This is a genomic window from Bradyrhizobium sp. cf659 (assembly GCF_900113725.1).
Taxonomy (GTDB): domain Bacteria; phylum Pseudomonadota; class Alphaproteobacteria; order Rhizobiales; family Xanthobacteraceae; genus Bradyrhizobium.
In genome coordinates, this window is record NZ_FOQJ01000001.1 from 815,676 (window position 1) to 834,317 (window position 18,642).

15 protein-coding genes are annotated in these 18,642 nt (G+C 65.1%); 7 read left to right on the plus strand and 8 right to left on the minus strand.

The features are described 5' to 3' along the window. Positions 1-50: 50 nt before the first annotated feature. The 3 genes from sufB to BM118_RS04075 all read right to left on the minus strand — a co-directional run bounded on the left by sufB (position 51) and on the right by BM118_RS04075 (position 4,045). The gene (gene sufB / locus BM118_RS04065) at positions 51-1,547 is read right to left on the minus strand and encodes a Fe-S cluster assembly protein SufB (protein WP_092182440.1); all 1,497 of its coding nucleotides are present in this window, start codon (positions 1,545-1,547) and stop codon (positions 51-53) included. 113 nt (positions 1,548-1,660) lie between these two features. Further along, positions 1,661-2,800: a cysteine desulfurase family protein gene (locus BM118_RS04070; protein WP_092182442.1), complete on the minus strand. Its 1,140-nt coding sequence runs from the start codon at positions 2,798-2,800 to the stop codon at positions 1,661-1,663. Positions 2,801-2,851: 51 nt separating this feature from the next. Next, on the minus strand, positions 2,852-4,045 hold the full coding sequence (locus tag BM118_RS04075; protein ID WP_092182444.1) for an acyltransferase family protein: 1,194 nt from the start codon (positions 4,043-4,045) through the stop codon (positions 2,852-2,854). A 179-nt stretch (positions 4,046-4,224) separates the two neighbouring features. On the opposite strand from BM118_RS04075, the gene BM118_RS04080 reads away from it, so the two are divergent. Continuing rightward, a complete protein-coding gene (locus BM118_RS04080) occupies positions 4,225-5,043 on the plus strand; it encodes a LytTR family DNA-binding domain-containing protein (protein WP_244550050.1) in 819 nt (272 codons plus the stop codon). 360 nt (positions 5,044-5,403) lie between these two features. Then, entirely contained in the window at positions 5,404-6,051 is a 648-nt protein-coding gene (locus BM118_RS04085; protein ID WP_018641706.1) for an alpha/beta hydrolase, read from the plus strand. 11 nt (positions 6,052-6,062) lie between these two features. Here BM118_RS04085 and BM118_RS04090 read toward each other — a convergent pair whose 3' ends face one another. From BM118_RS04090 to BM118_RS04100, 3 genes are all read right to left on the minus strand, one after another. Further along, the gene (locus tag BM118_RS04090) at positions 6,063-6,386 is read right to left on the minus strand and encodes a DMT family transporter (protein ID WP_092182448.1); all 324 of its coding nucleotides are present in this window, start codon (positions 6,384-6,386) and stop codon (positions 6,063-6,065) included. 10 nt (positions 6,387-6,396) lie between these two features. Then, positions 6,397-7,074 (minus strand): glutathione S-transferase family protein, encoded by a 678-nt coding sequence (locus BM118_RS04095; protein ID WP_092182450.1) that lies wholly within the window; start codon positions 7,072-7,074, stop codon positions 6,397-6,399. Positions 7,075-7,170: 96 nt separating this feature from the next. Continuing rightward, on the minus strand, positions 7,171-8,274 hold the full coding sequence (locus BM118_RS04100; protein ID WP_092182452.1) for an anhydro-N-acetylmuramic acid kinase: 1,104 nt from the start codon (positions 8,272-8,274) through the stop codon (positions 7,171-7,173). Between the two features lie 165 nt (positions 8,275-8,439). Between BM118_RS04100 and tyrS the strand changes: the two genes are divergently transcribed. The 3 genes from tyrS to BM118_RS04115 all read left to right on the plus strand — a co-directional run bounded on the left by tyrS (position 8,440) and on the right by BM118_RS04115 (position 11,685). Next, the gene (gene tyrS, locus BM118_RS04105; protein ID WP_092182454.1) at positions 8,440-9,693 is read left to right on the plus strand and encodes a tyrosine--tRNA ligase; all 1,254 of its coding nucleotides are present in this window, start codon (positions 8,440-8,442) and stop codon (positions 9,691-9,693) included. Between the two features lie 57 nt (positions 9,694-9,750). After that, entirely contained in the window at positions 9,751-11,022 is a 1,272-nt protein-coding gene (locus BM118_RS04110; protein ID WP_092182457.1) for an MFS transporter, read from the plus strand. Positions 11,023-11,247: 225 nt separating this feature from the next. Continuing rightward, positions 11,248-11,685: a DoxX family protein gene (locus tag BM118_RS04115; protein ID WP_092182460.1), complete on the plus strand. Its 438-nt coding sequence runs from the start codon at positions 11,248-11,250 to the stop codon at positions 11,683-11,685. 58 nt (positions 11,686-11,743) lie between these two features. Here the strand turns inward: BM118_RS04115 and BM118_RS41170 are convergent, their stop codons facing one another. Then, entirely contained in the window at positions 11,744-11,911 is a 168-nt protein-coding gene (locus tag BM118_RS41170; RefSeq protein ID WP_177233998.1) for a hypothetical protein, read from the minus strand. A gap of 137 nt (positions 11,912-12,048) precedes the next feature. Here BM118_RS41170 and BM118_RS04120 point away from each other — a divergent pair, with 137 nt between their 5' ends. Continuing rightward, on the plus strand, positions 12,049-13,743 hold the full coding sequence (locus BM118_RS04120) for a methyl-accepting chemotaxis protein (protein WP_092182462.1): 1,695 nt from the start codon (positions 12,049-12,051) through the stop codon (positions 13,741-13,743). A 169-nt stretch (positions 13,744-13,912) separates the two neighbouring features. Here the strand turns inward: BM118_RS04120 and BM118_RS04125 are convergent, their stop codons facing one another. Next, positions 13,913-17,719 (minus strand): YhdP family protein, encoded by a 3,807-nt coding sequence (locus tag BM118_RS04125; RefSeq protein WP_177234133.1) that lies wholly within the window; start codon positions 17,717-17,719, stop codon positions 13,913-13,915. Positions 17,720-17,923: 204 nt separating this feature from the next. Between BM118_RS04125 and BM118_RS04130 the strand changes: the two genes are divergently transcribed. Beyond that, positions 17,924-18,604, plus strand: a complete 681-nt coding sequence (locus BM118_RS04130; RefSeq protein ID WP_092182465.1) for a peroxiredoxin — start codon at positions 17,924-17,926, stop codon at positions 18,602-18,604. The last annotated feature ends 38 nt before the right edge of the window (positions 18,605-18,642 follow it).

An 18,642-nucleotide genomic window follows, 5' to 3' on the forward strand; every position in this document is an offset into this window, starting at 1 on the left:
GTCTATTCAAATGATGCATGGAGCGCCGAGGCGCGCCGCGAGGGTCGGTGTTAACCGACCGACCCTTCGAGCGAGATCGAGATCAGCTTCTGCGCTTCCACCGCGAACTCCATCGGGAGCTGCTGGAGCACGTCCTTGACGAAGCCGTTGACGACGAGGCCGACAGCCTCTTCCTGCGAAAGACCGCGCTGGATGCAGTAGAACAGCACGTCCTCGGAGATCTTCGAGGTCGTCGCCTCGTGCTCGAACGTCGCCGAGGAGTTCTTGGCCTCGATGTACGGCACGGTGTGCGCGCCGCATTTGTCGCCGATCAGCAACGAGTCGCAGGCGGTGAAGTTGCGCGCGCCGGTCGCCTTGCGATGCGCCGTCACGAGCCCGCGATAGGTGTTCTGCGACTTGCCCGCCGCGATGCCCTTCGAGATGATCCGGCTCGACGTGTTCTTGCCGAGATGGATCATCTTGGTGCCCGAATCGACCTGCTGGAAGCCGTTCGAGATCGCGATCGAATAGAATTCGCCGCTCGAGTTATCGCCGCGCAGGATGCAGCTCGGATACTTCCAGGTGATGGCGGAGCCGGTCTCGACCTGGGTCCAGGAGATCTTGGAACGGTCGCCGCGGCAGTCGCCACGCTTGGTGACGAAATTGTAGATGCCGCCCTTGCCTTCCGAATTGCCCGGATACCAGTTCTGCACCGTCGAATATTTGATCTCGGCGTCGTCATGCGCGACGAGCTCGACCACGGCCGCGTGCAGCTGGTTCTCGTCGCGCTGCGGCGCGGTGCAGCCTTCGAGATAGGAGACGTAGGAGCCCTTGTCCGCGATGATCAGCGTGCGCTCGAACTGGCCGGTGTTGCGCTCGTTGATGCGGAAATAGGTCGACAGCTCCATCGGGCAGCGCACGCCCGGCGGCACGTAGACGAACGAGCCGTCGGAGAACACCGCCGAGTTCAGCGTCGCGTAGAAATTGTCCGAAGTCGGAACCACCGAGCCGAGATACTTCTGCACCAGCTCGGGATGCTCGCGGATCGCCTCCGAGATCGGCATGAAGATGACGCCGGCCTTCTTCAGCTCCGCCTTGAAGGTAGTGGCGACCGAGACCGAGTCGAACACCGCGTCGACCGCGATCTTGCGGCGGGCAGGGTCTTCCTCGCCCACCTTGGGCTCAACACCTTCGAGCATGGCGACTTCCCGCAAGGGAATGCCGAGCTTCTCGTAGGTCTTCAGAATCTCCGGATCGATCTCGTCGAGCGAGCAGACCGTCTTCTTCGGCTTCGGCGCCGAATAGTAATAGAGGTCCTGGAAGTCGATCTTGGGATAGTCGACGCGGGCCCAGGTCGGCTCGGTCATGGTCAGCCAGCGCCGATAGGCCTCGAGCCGCCACTGGAGCATCCAGGCGGGTTCGTTCTTCTTCTCGGAGATGAACTTGACGGTCTCTTCCGACAGCCCCTTGGGGGCCTTGTCGGACTCGATCAGGGTCTCAAACCCATAACGATACTGATCGACGTCGATGCGCTTCACGCGCTCGACCGTCTCTTGCACGGCTGGCATTCTATCCTCCGCTCGCGGTTTCAAGGACCGCGGTGGATCAAACTCGGACGAGTATTACGATGTTTTCTGGCCGAAAGCACGCGCTTAGAACCTTTCAAGCCGTGTTTCGTCACTTACGCTCTAAGTAGGGTATTACCGAGCTTTCGCCAAGCCTCTAACGCCCTATTGATGTCGTCCGGTTCCGTAGACCAGCCCAGACTGAGGCGCACCGCTCCCTGGGCGACCGCCGGGTCGAATCCCATGGCGGACAGCACGTGGGACGGTTGGACCTTGCCCGAAGAACACGCCGAGCCGGAGGAAACCGCGATGCCTTCGAGGTCGAAGCCGATCACCGCGGTCTCGGCCTTCAGGCCGGGTGCGGTGAACAGGATGGTATTTGGTAACCGCTCGGCATTGTCCGAGAAGATCGCAGCTCCGGCGACCGCCCGGATGCCATTTTCCAAGCGATCTCTGAGGGTTGCCATCCATTTCGCATCCTCCGGCAAAGCCTGAAGCGCGGTCTTCACCGCCGCGCCGAAGCCGGCAATGCCCGCGACATTCTCGGTTCCGGCCCGGCGGTTGAGCTCCTGCCCGCCCCCTCTGAGCAACGGTTCCACGCCGGAAACCCCCTCCGCCACGACCAACGCGCCGATGCCCTTGGGACCACCGATCTTGTGTGCAGAAAAGGTCGCAAGGTCCGCGCCTACCGCGTTAATATTGAACGCAATTTTGCCCAGTGCCTGGATCGCGTCGACATGCAGGAGGCCCCCCGTGTCGTGAACGATCCGGGCAGCTTCCGCGACCGGCTGGAGCGCGCCGGTCTCGTTGTTGGCCGCCATGATGGAGACCAGCGCCGGCGGGCCGTCCTTCAGCAGCGCCTTGAGGTGGTCGAGATCGACCACGCCGGCGCGCGTCACCCCGACATGGCCGACCTTGTCCGCCGGGAACCTGCCGCCTGCCAGCACCGAGGCATGCTCGACGGCGGAGACGAGAAGCCGCTCGACCGGGCCGCCGGATGGCCCCCGCAGACCGGGCGACAGCGCCAGCGCATTGGCCTCGGTTCCGGCGGAGGTGAAGACGACATTCCGCGGCAAGGCGCCGACAGCGCTCGCCAAAGTGGAGCGCGCTTCCTCGACGAGGCGTCGTGCCTCCCGCCCCTCAGCATGGACCGAAGACGGATTGCCGACGAGGTCATAGGCCGCGACCATCGCCGCCCGCGCCTCGGAGCGCAGCGGCGTGGTCGCATTCCAGTCGAGATAGACGCGGGTCGGCATGCGGCCCTCTTAGCACCTTTTGCCATCGCGCCAATCGGAACCGGGCGCAGATCAGGCCGGCTGCTGTCGCGCGATCCCGGCCGAGGATTGGGTCTCCATCCGCAGTCCCAACAGAGGCCGCAGCCAGGCGATCCGCCGCGCAATCTCGTAGCTGACGAGACAAGTGAGCGCGGTGCCGGCAATGACGATTGCGGCCTCGCTTCCGGCTGACAGCCCACTGTCCCGCAGCGCGTGCGCAATCACGATGATCGCGGTCTGATGCACGATGTAATAGGGAAAGATCGCATCGGTCAGATAGCGGCGCACGGGGCTGTCGGCCGTCAAATGGCGTCGCGCAAAGCCGAGCACCGCCGCCATCGCCAGCCATTGGTAGCAGCCATAGACCGAGCCGGCGAACCATCTCAGCATCGACGACCGCGGGAACAAGCCGGCATAAACGAGGACGAAGGCGGCGAAGCAGGCGGCTGCAAGCGTCAGCGCTACCCACCGCTGCCGCTCGATGTCGCGCCAGATGCTGTCCTGGCGTGCGAGCAGGAAGCCGATCAGGAACGCGGTCGCAAAGTCCGCGTGATTGTACCAGTCGCCGAACAGCGCATGCGTCGACGGGAAGACCGGCGACAGAAACAGCCGCCAGGCCGCAAACAGCAGGCACGGCGGCACCAGCAGCCATGGTCCGGCGAGCGCGGCCGCCACCCTCTCGCCGATCCAATCCGCGGCCGCCGGCCACAGGGACAGCACACCGACCAGGGCCATGGTGTAGACCCAGAGATAGACCACGAACCAGAGATGGTTCCAGGTCGGGAGCACGATGCAGGGGTTCGGACAGAATTGCGAGCCGAACGCCAGATAGTGGCGGAGGTAGAAATCGGCGAAGCCTTCAGGGTAGCCGAGGCTCTCGACGATCTGGAGGTAGGATTGCGGCGGCACGATCGCGAGCATGCCGAAGATCAGCGGGATCAGGAGCCGCGCCGACCGCGCGCGGGCGAAGGCGGCGAGCCGGTACTTCCCCAGCATGAAGCGGCTGGCCACCCCGGAGACAAGGAACAGCAGCGACAGCCGCCACGGATTGAGCACCAGCATCACCGGCTCGAGCCAGGTCAGCCGGTGCACGCTCTTGATGTGAAACCCCCAGGACACGTAGAGCATGCCGACGTGGTAGAAGATCAGAAGGCCGAAGGCTAAAATCCGCACCCAGTCCAGATCGACGCGTCGTTCCGGGGGTGGGAGTTGTTGCGGTGTTGACATGGTTTTCTGCTCCTTGACGGGACGACAAACGCGGTTTTCGGACCATGGCTGACATCGAAAATGCCCGACAAACGGAGCGCGTCGAGCCGGTTCGGGATCAGGATCGGACGCGAGGGGACGAGACGCCGCCGGCTGGGACGAGTGGCAGGCCTTGCGGGATCAGCGGCGGCGACTGGACGATGTTCATCGCGATTGCCGCCGTCTCTCTCGCGATCGGAATCGTCAACGCGCTCTCAGGGGCCCAGGACGCCGCCTGGCGCGGCGACGGCTATGACGTCGGCCGGCGGCTGTTCTGGGAGATGTCGAGCGTCGCCGTCATCCTGTTGCTGCTGCCGATTCTGGTACTGGCGGTCCGCCGCATGCGCCGGACACCGGGCCTTGCCGCGCAGGTCGGAATCGGAGCGATCGCCCTGCTCGGCTTCTCCACCCTCCACGTCACCGGCATGGTCTGGGTCCGGAAGCTCGCGCTCTGGCTCGCCGGGAGCACCTACGACTTCCACTTCTCGCTTGCGACGGTCCTGTACGAATTCCGCAAGGACGCCGTGGCCGTTGCCCTGATCGGCGGCACGCTCTGGCTGTTCGAAAGCCGACGTGAACTCAAGAATGCTGCATTCGCCGCTCCGTCCGGGCCGACCGCCTCGCAACAGCCGCTGTCCTCCGATCTGATCTGGCTGCGGGACGGCACCAGCCGCATTCGCGTTGCTCCGCGCGACATTCTCTGGGTCGCCTCTGCCGGCAACTACATCGAATACAACCTCGCCGACGGCACCCAGCACCTGATCCGGGGCACGCTCGCGGGGGCGGAAGGCGAGCTGGCGCGCTTCGCCATCGTTCGCGTCCATCGGACCAGGCTCGCCAATCTCGAACGGGTGACCGGCGTGGACCTCAAGGCGTCAGGGGATTTCGAGCTCACCTTCGACAGCGGACAGACGCTCGGAGGCAGCCGGCGCTACCGCCCGGCTGTGGCTTCGCTCGGAGGCCGCATTGCGCCGGCGTAAATCGTCGCCGGGGATTGCCGCTCGATCCATAAATAATCATGATTCCAATCGGTTGAGCGGCACGCGGGGCGGCGCTTGTCGGCTTCGCTGGGGGCTGGTTGCGGCCTGTCACCTGCGGCACGCTGCACATGGCGCTGCGATGACCGGCTAAGCTCTTGAGTGCATTGGGAGATGTCGAAGATGCTTGCTTTTTGACCCTTGCCTCGTGTTAGAAGGCGCGCGTCAGTTCACGCACTCGCGCATCATCCGAGGGCGCCTCTTCACCCATCATTCGTGCTTTCGTCGGCGAAAACGGCTGATGGAGCCACAATCGGTTGATTGTGCAGGGATCACCTCTAAGGGACTCAATCAGAGACCGTCATGCCTGAAGTCATTTTCGCCGGCCCCGCTGGCCGCCTCGAAGGCCGCTATCACCCGGCCAAGCAGAAGAACGCGCCGATCGCGATGATCCTGCATCCGCATCCGCAGTTTCACGGCACGATGAACCATCAGATCGTGTACCAGTGCTACTACGCCTTCGCGCATCGCGGCTTCTCGGTGCTGCGCTTCAATTTCCGCGGCGTCGGCCGCAGCCAGGGCTCGTTCGACCACGGCACCGGCGAATTGTCGGATGCGGCGGCAGCGCTCGACTGGGCGCAGACCATCAATCCCGAAGCGCGTGCCTGCTGGGTCGCCGGCTTCTCCTTCGGCGCCTGGATCGGCATGCAGCTCCTGATGCGCCGTCCCGAGGTCGAAGGCTTTATCTCGATCGCGCCGCCGGCCAACCTCTATGACTTCTCGTTCCTTGCGCCCTGCCCGTCCTCGGGCCTGATCGTGCATGGCGAGAAGGACGCGGTGGTGCCGCCGAAGGACGTCAACACGCTGGTCGAGAAGCTGAAGACGCAGAAGGGCATCGTGATCGACCAGCAGATCATCCCCGGCGCCAACCACTTCTTCGACGCCAAGCTCGAGCCGCTGATGGAAACCATCACCGCGTATCTCGACATGCGCCTCGCCAACGTGCGCTAAAGGCGCGCGGCTCAAGCCAGCTTGAGCGCGACGATTCCCATCAGCACGAGCGCGATGCCCGCAAGCTTCATCGCGCTCAAGGTCTCGCCGAACAGTACGACGCCCATCAGGAAGGTGCCGGCAGCTCCAATGCCGGTCCACACCGAATAGGCGACGCCGACTTCCAGCACTTTCAGGGCGCGTCCGAGCAGGAACACGAAGGCGGCGAGCAGCACCAGCGAAGCGATGCTCCAGCCCACGCGCGTGTAGCCTTCCGCATATTTCATCGAGATCGCCCAGCCGACATCGAGCAGGCCGGCGATCACCAGCATGAGCCAGGCCAATGACGATGACATCGGCGCGCGCTCAGGCCGCGAGCTTGAGCAGATGCGCGTCGTGGCGCACGAGGAAGGCGCGGAGCAATTGCGGATAGTCCGTGCCGACGGCGCTCCGCACGCTCGGACGCTTCGCAAGCTCAGCCCGCCACGCCCGCACCTTCGGCACATCCGTGAAGATGCCGTGCTCGGTCAATTCGTCGAACAGGTCGAAATAGCGGAAGACGGGTGCGAACACCGCGTCGACCAGGCTGAACCGCTCGCCCGCGAAGAACGGACCTGCGCTTAGCGCGACTTCCACACGTGCGAACTTCGCGACAAGTGCCTGACGCTTGCTCTCGAACGTCGCCGGATCGGTCGTCGTCTCCAGGCCCCAGAGATCGCCGAGGATCGCCGAACCGAACTCCATCCAGGCGCGGTGCTCGGCACGCTCAAGCGCATCCGCCGGATGCAGCCTGGCGCCGGCTTGCGTCTCCTCGATGTACTCGCAGATCACGTTGCTCTCGAACAGCGCGACCTCACCCTTGTCGGTCGTCACCACCAGCACCGGCACCTTGCCGAGCGGCGACAGCTTCAAGAACCAATCCGGCTTGTTGGCGAGATCGATGTCGACCCGCTCGAACGGCACGCCCTTCTCTTTGAGCGCGATCACGGCGCGCTGCACATAAGGGCAAAGCTTGTGGCTGATCAGTTTGAGCGAAGCGGTCATGGCCAATCCCGGCGGTTGGATGCAACTGCACCCAGAATAGATGCACTTGCATCTACCCGTCAAGATCCATGCACCTGCATCAACCGGACGTGAACCTCAGGGCCGCGCGATCACCCCGCCCGTCATCGGCATCGGCACGCCCGTGGTCGCCGGATAGGACAGCGGCAGGCCCTTCAGGCCACGCGCAGCGAGGAAGCCGAAGGCTTGCGCCTCGATGGCGTCGGAGGCCCAGCCGAGGGCCTCGGCAGCCTCGACGGTGGCCGAGCCCACCCGCTCCCGCAACATCCGCAGCATGGTGAGGTTGCGGGCGCCGCCGCCGCAGACGATCCAGCTCCGCGGCCGCCGCGGCAGCAGCGGGATGATGCGGGCGATTGCCGCCGCGGTGAAGGCGGTGAGGGTCGCGGCGCCGTCGGCCGGCGGCACATCGCCGAGCTTCAACGCGGCAAAGTCGTTGCGGTCGAGCGATTTCGGCGGCGGCGCTGCGAAGAACGGCAGCTCCAGCGCCCGCGCGATCCAGGCCTCGTCGGCCGTTCCGAGCGCGGCGAACTTGCCCTCCGCATCGAACGCCTGGTTCATGGTGCGGTACATGAAATCGTCGAGCAGCGCATTGCCGGGCCCGGTGTCGCAGGCGATCAGCGTGTCGTTGCCGTCGATATAGGTGATGTTGGAGACGCCGCCGATATTGACCACGACGATCGGCCCTTCACGCGCCAGCGAATGGGCCAGCGCCCGGTGGTAGACCGGCACGAAGGGGGCGCCCTGCCCGCCGGCCTCGACGTCGGCGGCGCGGAAGTCGTGCATCACGGGGATATGGATCGCCTTCGCCAGCGCCGGCGCATCGCCGATCTGCACCGTCAGCCGCTTCTCGGGCCGATGCAGCACGGTCTGGCCGTGGAAGCCGACGATGTCGATGTCCTCCGCCTTCATCCGATTCTGGGCGATGAAGGCGGCCACCGCCTCCGCGTGCGCCAGCGTCACCGCGCGCTCGGCCACGGCCAAAATCCCCGGCCGGGCATCGCGCCGCGGCAGGTGCACGGCTTCGCTCAGCGCCTGACGCAGCAGGCTGCGCTCTGCCGGGCTGTAAGGCCGGTAGCCGGACGGTCCGAACCCCTTCACCTGCTTTCCGTCGGTTTCGATCAGCGCGACATCGACCCCGTCCAGCGAGGTGCCGCTCATCAAACCGAGTGCCGTCAACATCATGGATCAGCGTCCTCAATAGTCCCCCTCTGGCATGCCGATCTTGTGCCAGAGGGACACATCTTATAATGCCTCAGCGCCAGGTGGCGGGCGGCAATCGAGTTCCCACGGAAGACCCTTAAATTGCCCCCAAAACAGTAAACCAAGAATTGTCAGGCACGCCGACAAATGACTGCATTCAAATCGGATTTCCTCAATACCCTAAAGGAACGCGGATTCGTCCACCAGTGCTCCGATTTCGAGGGGCTGGATGCGCTCGCCGCCAAGGGCGAGGCGACCGCCTATGTCGGCTACGATTGCACCGCCCGGTCGCTGCATATCGGCAACTATCTGACCATGATGATGCTGCACTGGCTCCAGGAGTCCGGCAACAAGCCGATCACCCTGATGGGCGGCGGCACCACCATGGTCGGCGATCCCTCCGGCAAGGACGAGACGCGCGCGATGCGCACCGTCGCCGAGATCGAGGCCAACAAGGCGTCGATCCGCGGCGTGTTCGCAAAGGTGCTACGTTACGGCGACGGCACGAGCGACGCCGTCATGCTCGACAACGCGGAGTGGCTGACCAAGCTGAACTGGATCGAGATGCTGCGCGACGTCGGCCGGCACTTCTCGGTCAACCGCATGCTGACCATGGACTCCGTGCGGCTGCGCCTCGAGCGCGAGCACGAGATGAGCTTCATCGAGTTCAATTACATGGTCTGCCAGGCCTACGACTTTGTCGAACTCGCCAAGCGCACCGGCTGCAAATTGCAGATGGGCGGCTCGGACCAGTGGGGCAACATCATCATGGGCGTCGATCTCGGCCGCCGCATGGGTACGCACCAGCTTTTCGCACTGACGACGCCGCTGCTGACCACGGCCTCCGGCGCCAAGATGGGCAAGACCGCGCAAGGCGCGGTGTGGCTCAACGCCGACCAGTTCTCGCCGTACGACTTTTGGCAGTACTGGCGCAACACCGAGGATGCCGACGTCGGCAAATTCCTGAAGCTGTTCACGACGCTGCCGATGAGCGAGATCAGGAAGCTCGAGGCGCTCGGAGGCTCGGAGATCAACGAAGCCAAGAAGGTGCTTGCGACTGAGGCGACCGCGCTCTTGCACGGCCGCGACGCAGCGAACGAGGCGGCTGAAACCGCGCGCCGCACCTTCGAGGAAGGCGCGCTCTCCGAAAGTCTGCCGACCGTGGAAATCCCGCGCGGCGAACTCGACACCGGCCTCGGCGTGCTCAACGCCTTCGTCAAGGCGGGCCTCGTCACCTCCAACGGTGAGGCGCGGCGCCAGATCAAGGGCGGCGGCCTTCGCGTCAACGACGAGCCCGTCACCGACGAGAAGATGGCGCTCTCGGCGGCCCATCTGACGCCTGAGGGCGTGATCAAGCTGTCGTTCGGCAAGAAGAAGCACATCCTCATCAAGCCTGCATAGGCGTATGAGCTTTTCGCTGCTTGTCAGGGCGCGCCGAAGCGCGCTCCCTGACCGGCAATGGACCAGAACACGCCCAAGGAAACGAGCAAGGAAACGATCAAGGATGGAGCCGCGGCGACGCCGCAAGGCGCCGTGCGCATCGCCCTCACCGTGCTCGCTCTCTGCTTCACACTGGCCGTTCTGGGCCGTGGGCTCGGCGACAGTTTTACGGTTTTCCTGAAGCCGATCTCGGAAAGTTTTGGCTGGGACCGCGCACAGATCGTCTCGGTCTATTCGCTCACCTGGCTCGCGAGCGGTCTCACCGCCCCCTTCGTCGGACGGCTGTTCGATCATTCCGGACCGCGCATCGTCTATGCGCTCGGGCTGCTGCTGCTCGGCGCGGCGTTCCTGATTGCGGCGCACGCACAGCATCTGTGGCAGTTCCAGCTCTCGATCGGCCTCTGCGTCGGCATCGGCGTCGCCTTCATCGGCATCGTGCCGAACTCGATCCTGCTCGGTCGCTGGTTCGGGCCGCGCCTGCCGACCGCGATGTCGGTGGTGTATTCGGCAATGGGCGGCGGCGTGCTGGCGCTGCTGCCGGCCTCGCAGCTCCTGATCGACCATCTCGGCTGGCGCGGCACTTATCAACTATTCGGCTTTGCAGCATTGGGGCTGCTGGTGCCGCTGCTGCTGCTGCCGTGGCGGCTGTTCGCCTCGGGCTCGCCGCATGTGGTGAAGAGGACCGATCCGGATTTCGTCGACAACGGCTGGACGCTTCTCGCCGCGATGCGCCATCACGCCTTCTGGGCGCTGTTCTCGACCTTCTTCTTCACCGCCGTCGGCATGTATGCGATCGCCGCGCAGATCGTGGCCTATCTGATCGACGCAGGGTTCCCGCCGCTCCAGGCCGCGACGGCCTGGGGCTTCTCCGGCGTCGTGCTGGTGTTCGGCATGTTGGGGGTCTCTGCGCTCGACGGCTTGATCGGACGCCGGCCGTCCGTGCTGTTGAGCTACGCGATCTCGATTCTCGGCATCGCCCTGCTCTGGCTGCTGCAATACGTCCCCAACATCCTGGTGCTCACCGGCTTCGTCGTCTGCTTCGGCAGCATGATGGGCTCGCGCGGCCCGCTGATCAGCGCGACCGCGATGCGGATCTTTCAAGGCAAGCGGGTCGGCACCATCTACGGCACCATCTCGATCGGCAGTGGCCTCGGCTCGGCGTTCGGCTCCTGGAGCGGCGGCCTGATCCACGACGCGACCCACGGCTACAACGCGTTGCTCGCCTTCGCACTTGCGAGCGTCGTGCTCGGGATGATTCCGTTCCTGATCGTGCCCGCCCTGCGGCGCTAGGTGTCCCGGAGGTAACCTAAGTGCATTCGCGTCACCGGGAAATTACGGATGGGCGTGCCGCGAACAGGCGCAAAAAATACGGATCACACGCGGCCGAAAGTGCAGCCCGCGGCGTTTTGTCCGACATGACGAAAAAGTCAGCGCGGATTACGCGCCTACAGCTTGCAGGGTGGAACCGAATGCGATTCAAGTCGCTTGGGAATTATGGATGGAAGGGCGCAAACCATGAACTTCAACTATCTCTCTCGCTATCAACCGGCTCTGTTGAGCCTGTTTCGCTTCATCACCGGACTGCTACTGTTCCAGTATGGCGTCGCAAAGCTTTTCAAGTTTCCGGCGGTTCCCTACTTCGCCGACATTCCGCCGCTGATCTACGCGGCCGGCACGCTTGAGCTGGTGCTCGGCGCAGCCCTGATGCTCGGCCTGTTCACGCGGCTCACGGCGTTCGTCCTGTCGGGCGAAATGGCCTTCGCCTACTTCATGGGCCACATGCTCAAGACCGGCTCGCCGGTGTTCCTGCCGCTGCTCAATGGCGGTACCGCCGCGATCCTGTTCTGCTTCGCCTGCCTCTATCTCTCGGCAGCCGGGGGCGGCTCGATCAGCGTCGATGCCGTCATGGGCAAGGAGAGCGACGCATCGGACGGCGCCTACGCCCGGCGCTGACGCGCCCGCGGATCAACCCCCAAGCAGGACGGCACCCACAAGATCTGCCGGTGCCGTCCTAGCGCGCCCCCAGCACGTTCCAGATGAGAACGAGGGCCGCGACGAGCAGCACGGACATGATGATGCGATGAACGAATCGATTCATTGCAGGTCCAGCCAGGCTCTGTAACCACCAACGTCCAAGATCGATTTTCTCCGGCATATGAACCGGCGCCTGCTGGCGCATGGCGGTTTGCCTGCACGGTTGCGCATAGGCCTGCGAACGCTGTCCTGCGCGGCAGGCCGCCGCATGCCTCCATTCATGATTGGTAAGAACTTCATGCTACCGATGCGAGCAATAATAACCATTCCGTAGAGGCTGCGATGAAGCTGCTGAGTCATCTGAAGATCCGCACCAAGCTGGCCAGCATGGTCTGCCTCGCGGCGCTCACGGTCACGGCCATCATCGGGGTATCGACCGTCCTCAGCAAGAGCCGCATGATGGAGGATCGCGTCCAGCAGATGCGGACCGCGGTGGAGCTCCTCTACAACTACGCGCAATCGCTGCAGGACGAGGTCGCCGCCGGCAAGCTGACGCAGGCCGAGGCCAAGGCCCAGTTCCACCAGCGCGGCCGCCGCATGAGCTTCAACGGCGGCCAGGGCTACCCCGTCGTCTACAATCCCGACACCTCGCTGTTCGTGAACGGCGCCAACCAGCAGCTCGAAGGCAAGATCACGGGCGCCAAGGACTCCAATGGCGTGCTGATCGCCGACGCCATTCTCAAGGCTGCCGACCAGGCTGCGCCGGGCGGCGTGACCTCTTATCTCTATCCCCGCCCCGGCCAGACCGAGCCGGTCCGCAAGACGGTGTTCACGCGCAAATTCGCGCCCTGGAACGTGACCATCAGCTACGGGCTCTATGTCGATGACATCGACGCCGACGTCCGTGCGCTGACACTGGAGCTTGCCGCGATCGGTGTCGGCCTGATGCTGCTGATGGCGACGCTGTCCTGGCTGATCGCCCGCGACGTGCTCGGCGCGCTCGACCGCCAGAAGAACCGCATGCAGGAGATTTCCGAAGGCGCCATCGACAAGCCGGTCGAGGAGACCGATCGCGGCGACGAGATCGGCCGCATGGCCGAGACGCTGGAAGTGCTCAGGCAGACCGCTCTGACGGCCCGCGCGCTCGAAGCCGAGCAGGTTGCGGCCAAGGCGCGCAACGAGCAGGAGAAGCGCGACGCGCTGAACTCGCTCGCCGACCGCTTCGATGCCTCGGTCGGCCAGCTCGTCGGCCTGATGGCCTCGGGCTCCGGCGAGCTCGAGACCACCGCCAAGTCGATGTCGTCCACCGCGGAAGGCACCAACCGCCGCGCCGCCGTGGTCGGCTCGGCCGCCACCGAAGCCAGCCAGCGCGTCCAGACCGTGGCCTCCGCCGCCGAGGAACTCTCCTCCTCGATCACCGAGATCAGCCGCCAGGTGGCGCAATCCGCTGAGGTCACCGGCCGCGCGGTGGAAAGCGCCCGCCGCACCGACACCATCGTGCGCGCGCTGTCCGACGGTGCGCAGCAGATCGAGCATGTCGCCGAGCTGATCTCCAGCATCGCGGCGCAGACCAATCTGCTGGCGCTCAACGCCACCATCGAGGCCGCGCGTGCCGGCGAAGCCGGCCGCGGCTTTGCCGTCGTCGCCTCCGAGGTGAAGTCGCTCGCAAGCCAGACCGCGGAGGCCACCCGCGAGATCGGCGACAAGATCGCCCAGATCCAGGGCGCGACCAAGGAGGCCGTCGACGCCATCGGCGGCATCACCGCCACCATCGAGGAGGTCAGCCGCATCGCCACCTCGATCGGTGCCGCCATCGAGGAGCAAGGCGCCGCCACCGCCGAGATCGCGCGCAGCGTCTCGCAGACCGCGGAGGCGACCAAAGAGGTCACCACCAATATCGGCGGCGTCAGCACCGCGGCCAACGAGACCGGCAACGCCGCCGGCATGGTGCTCGCGGCGGCCAGCAGCCTCTCCAAGCAGGCCGAGCAGCTCTCCGGCGAGGTCGGCACGTTCCTGAAGGGCGTGCGTGCGGCGTAAGTTTCCTAGCGCCTAAACCTCCGCATTCGTCATGGCCGGGCTTGTCCCGGCCATCCACGTTTAGCCACGCCGCACAAAGAACGTGGATGCCCGGGACATAGGCGAGCGAAAGCGACGCCGTCCTTCGGACGGCTATGCCCGGGGCATGACGACTACTCAGGCTTCGCTGCTAGCGCCGCGCGAGGCTGCAACCGCTCGACAGCGGTCTTGCTGATCCCGTCGGGCTGTCGCCGGATTGTGCCGACGGCAACTGCTCGTCGAACGGCGTGTTCTGCTTGCCGGTGTTGAATTCGAAGATCTTGCGGAACAGGCCGGGCGCCATCGCCGAGATCGGATTGACGCGCATCACGGGCGCGGCCGGTGTGCCGACGACCTCGTAGGTCACGCCGATCAATCCTTCGTTGTTGCCGCCGCCGAGGAAGATGCCGAACAACGGGATCTGGCCGAAGATGTTGTTGACGCCGTACATCGGCACGAAGGTGCCGCTCATGCACACCTGGTTGCCGGGATAGTCGATCGAGCCTTCGATGGTGGCGCCGATCATCGGGCCCTTGACCACGCCGTCGCGGATCGTGAGCGCGCCGTTCTGGCGCGTGAACTCGGCGCGCAAGGCGCTGAAGGAGACGCCGTTCCCGGTGCCGTTGGGCGCACCTGCTGCGACGCGTTCGAGCTGCGCCTCGCCCTTCACCGTGAAGTCGCGCACGTTGATGAGACCCTCTCGCGAGGTGTTCGGCTCGGACGCCGGCGGCTCCATCGCCACCACCATCTGGCCGCCGATCGCCTTGGTGTAGGTGTCGGTGAAGCGCAGCAGCGCGCCGGCGTCGTTGGTCTGGAGGTAGATCACCTCGCGGCTGCCCTGGGCGCGGCCGCCGCGCAAGTCGGCCGCCACAGGCGTGTCGCGCCCGATCTTGCCGCTCAGCGTGAAGGCTTTGACGGCGCCGCTCCGCCGCGACATCTTGGCATCGACGCTGCGCATGGCCTCGCCGTTGAAACCGGCGACGGCGCCGAGCTTCACGTCGATGTCGAAATCGACGTTCTTCATCTTGCTCTTGGCGTCGTCCTTGGAATTGCCTGAGATCGCCGACTTCAGGAAACCGCGGCCGTCGAACACGTCGCCGCGCACGGTGCCGCGCACCACGCCGTCCTGGCTGCGCTCGACCTTCAGCGACGCCTTGTCGCCGTCGGACGGCGCGTAGGTCGGGAAGTTCGCGTTCATGAGGTCGCCGTTCGGGTCGATCTCGAGCGAGCCCTTGATCGACGCGCCGCCGCCTTCGATGACGATGTCCTCGAAGCGGGTCGATTGCGCCGTCGGCACCACCTTGAAGCTGGCCTTGCCCGATTTGCCCGGCAGCTTGACCCAGCCCGGAAGGATGTTGTCGAGCTTGACCGAGGTCAGGTCGGCCTCGACGCCGAGCTTCGTGGTCTGGTCCGCGCCGCCGGCGATCTTGCCCGAGATCTTGATCGGCAACGAGCCGCTGACGGCGGGACTGAGATCGAAGCCGAGACGCGCGCGGCTCGCATCGTCCAGCGTCGCCTGCATGCGGACGTCCGCATCGCCCTCGGCCGGCTTGCGATAGTCGAGCGAGGCCGCCTGCCCGTTGATCTTGACGTCGCCCTTGACCTGGTAGCCCTGGTTGCTTGCGACGATCTTCAGGCTGTTGGCCTCCAGCTTCTGGTTCATCACCAGCTTGTCGGCGGCAAAGCCGTTGAGATCGGCGGTGACGGCGTAGGTGGTGTCGGCCTTGGTCAGCTCGCCCTTGACCGGCAAGCCGAGCTGGATGTTCGCCGAGAACGTTCCCTTGCTGGTGTTGGGATCGACGACGGTCGCCGACAGATCGCTCAGCCGGTCATTGGCGAGCATTTCGGCCGCCGCAGGCACCGGCCCGTCGACGCGAAACCGGGTGCGCGACGGCGACGGTTTGGGTGCCATGTCCGGCACCTCGAAGACGAAGTCGGAGATCGTGACCTTGCGGCCGGCGGGCGTATCGGCAATGCCCTGCCCGATGTTCACGGTGGCGGTGCGCCCGGTCACGCGCGCCTTCAAATCGGCATCGCGCACCACCGGCATGCCGTCCACCGGGCGGACCGCGACGCCGCTCGCCACGATGTTGACCGAGAGACCGTCGTCAGGAATGGGCGGGCCCTTGCGCGGAAGGTTCCGCGTCGGCGAATTGATGCCGATCTCGATGCGCTGGAGCGTGCCGCGCTCGATCCGATCGATCACCCATTCGCGCAACTCCGGAATGACGAGCGTCGGCCACATCCGCTTGAGCGCGGAGGCCGACATCGGCGTTCCCGCAAAGCCCAGCGTGAGCCGGGGCTCGCCCGAATAGTCGATGGCGCCGGTGCCGGCGACGCCAATCTCGCCGTTGCTGATATCGGCCTGCGTCAGCAGGAGGCGCTTGTGGTCGGTATCGAAGCGGAAACCGATCGCAATACGGTTGAAGACGAGCGGCGGCTCGTTGTCGATGCCGCCGAGCAGGATCGATCCGCCGCTGAAGCCGAGCTGCCAGTCGTTGACGCTGCCGTTCGGCGGCTCCAGATGCGCCAGCAGCGTCAGGCGGTTCGCGCCCGAGAGAATCTTGAACGGTGCGACCAGCACGCGCCGGTTGGCGTCCCATTCGACGTTAATCTCGGCCGAGTCGATCGCCATCGGATAATCGGGCGTGTCGGTGTCGATGATGTTGCCCGCGCCGACCATGACCTTGCCGCGGAAGAAGGTCGGCACGCCGTCGCGGCCGAGCTCGCCCTTGAGCTCGCCGGTCAGCGGCAGGTCGGCGGTATAGGTGAGGTCCTTGACCCGCAGCGCCAGCAGGATGTTGGCGGTGGAAACCTTGTCGGCGCGGATGTCGACCGAGCGCACACCGTTCTCGGCGGGGCCGATCGTGGCACGCAGCGACCACGGGCGCGCGCCCTCCTCGCCGAGGCTGAGCGCGACGCCGCCACGGCTCGGCCGGCGCAGGCTGAGCGTGATGTTCTCGAACGACCATTTGCTGCCGCGCTGCTGATCGTCGACGATCAGATTGCCGTTCTTCAGACCGATCTCGTTGAGGTTCTGGCCGTCGAGGCCGGTCATGCTCAGACTGTCGAGCCAGTCGAGGCCCTGGAGAATGCCGCTCTGCGCAGCCGCCTGAGGCGCCGCCTGGGATGGGTCCGGGCTTGCCGGCGCGGTGGCGAACGGCGGCGGCGGGGCACCGTTGCGCGGGAATGTCGGCGGCAGGCCCGCGTCCTTCTTGGAGGCAACGCCGGTGGCCAGCGGCTTTGCGGTGTCGCCGGCCGAAACCGTGACGGTGCCGTCCGGCGCGATGCGGATCGCCAGCTCGGCATCGACGAGATTGAGGCTTTCCGCGCGCAGGTGCCCCATCAGCAGGCCCGCACCCGACAGCTTCACTTCGGCCTTCGGCGCGGTGGCGACGATGGCATGGTCCTGGTCGCGCACGATGATGTCGCGGATGCGCACGGCGATACGGACTCGCCCGGCCCGCTCGATCTGGGTGCCGCCGACCTCGACGGTGTTGCCGTGACCGATATTGTCCTCGATCGCAGCCGCAAGCCAGGGCGTTGCGATGTCGAGATTGATCGGGCCGGCGCCGAGCCGCCACCACAGCGCGCCGAAACAGCCGACGAAGATCACGACGAGGGCGCCGACGACGATGGCCATGCGCTTCAGCCAGCGACCGCCGCCCAGCCAGCGGCGCAACGACCCAAACCCGTCACCGAAGCGATGAAAGCCCGAATTGGAACGCGACAGCAGCCGGCGTGCACGATAGCCCGCCGCTGCTTCCTGATCCGGGTCCCAGTCGGCGTCGTCCCATTCCTGCGGCTCCGAATGACCGCCGCGCCGATCGAAATCCCGATTGTAATCCTGGGGCGACTTATTCCTTGCCATTGCCTCTCGATACAGGCGCCCATCGTGGGATTGAGCGCCGCCGGGACCGCAGCCGTCGACGGGGAGCGAGGGCCCCTGCGCCGGCATTGCCGCCATACCTCGAATATTCCTGCTGTTCGTCATTTCGCCCCGGGAGCGCGTTCAACGAGCAGTGGGGTGGTGCGTGGAATTCCTTGTAACCATACTCCGGCGCCATCAGACTTGCCCAGCCGAGGGCGCGATTCCGGCACACCGGACGAGAGCTGCAATACCGCTTTGATTGACCCGCCGAAAGCGTCGAAAGGAAGGCGTATGTCCAAGAAATCCCAAAAGAAATCGTCCAAGACGCCCTCCGGCATTGCAGCGGCTAAAAAGAAGGCCCCGAAAACCCGGGCAACGACTCAAACAAAGTCCGCGAAAACACAGCGGACACCGGCAAGCAAATCAACCGGGAGCATAGCAAAAGCAGCATCGCATGGCGCCGCATCGAAACAGTTAAATTCCTCCAAATCGGCGTCCGCGGCGAAGCCGGTCCTGACCGAGGGGCAGAAGGCTCCCGCCTTCCGCCTGCCCCGCGACGGCGGCGGCGCGGTCACGCTGTCGGATTATGCCGGCCGGAAGCTCGTCCTGTTCTTCTACCCCCGTGCCGATACGCCCGGCTGCACCAGGGAGGCCATCGACTTCACGCGCCTGGCCGACGCCTTCACCGCGGCCGGCACGGCCGTGATCGGTATTTCCGCGGATTCGTTAAAGGCCCAGGAGAAGTTTCGCGACAAGCACAGCCTCGGCATTCCGCTGATCTCGGACGAGAAACACGAGATGCTGGAAGCGTATGGCGCCTGGGGCGAAAAATCCATGTATGGCAAGAGCTTCCTCGGGATTCTTCGCACCACGGTGCTGGTCGGAAGCGACGGCAAGGTGGTCAGGATCTGGCGTAACGTCCGGGTCGACGGCCATGCCGATCAGGTGCTGGAAGCGGCAAGAGGTCTTTAACCAGTCCTTTAAATACGACTGTTCCCATTTCCGGAAAA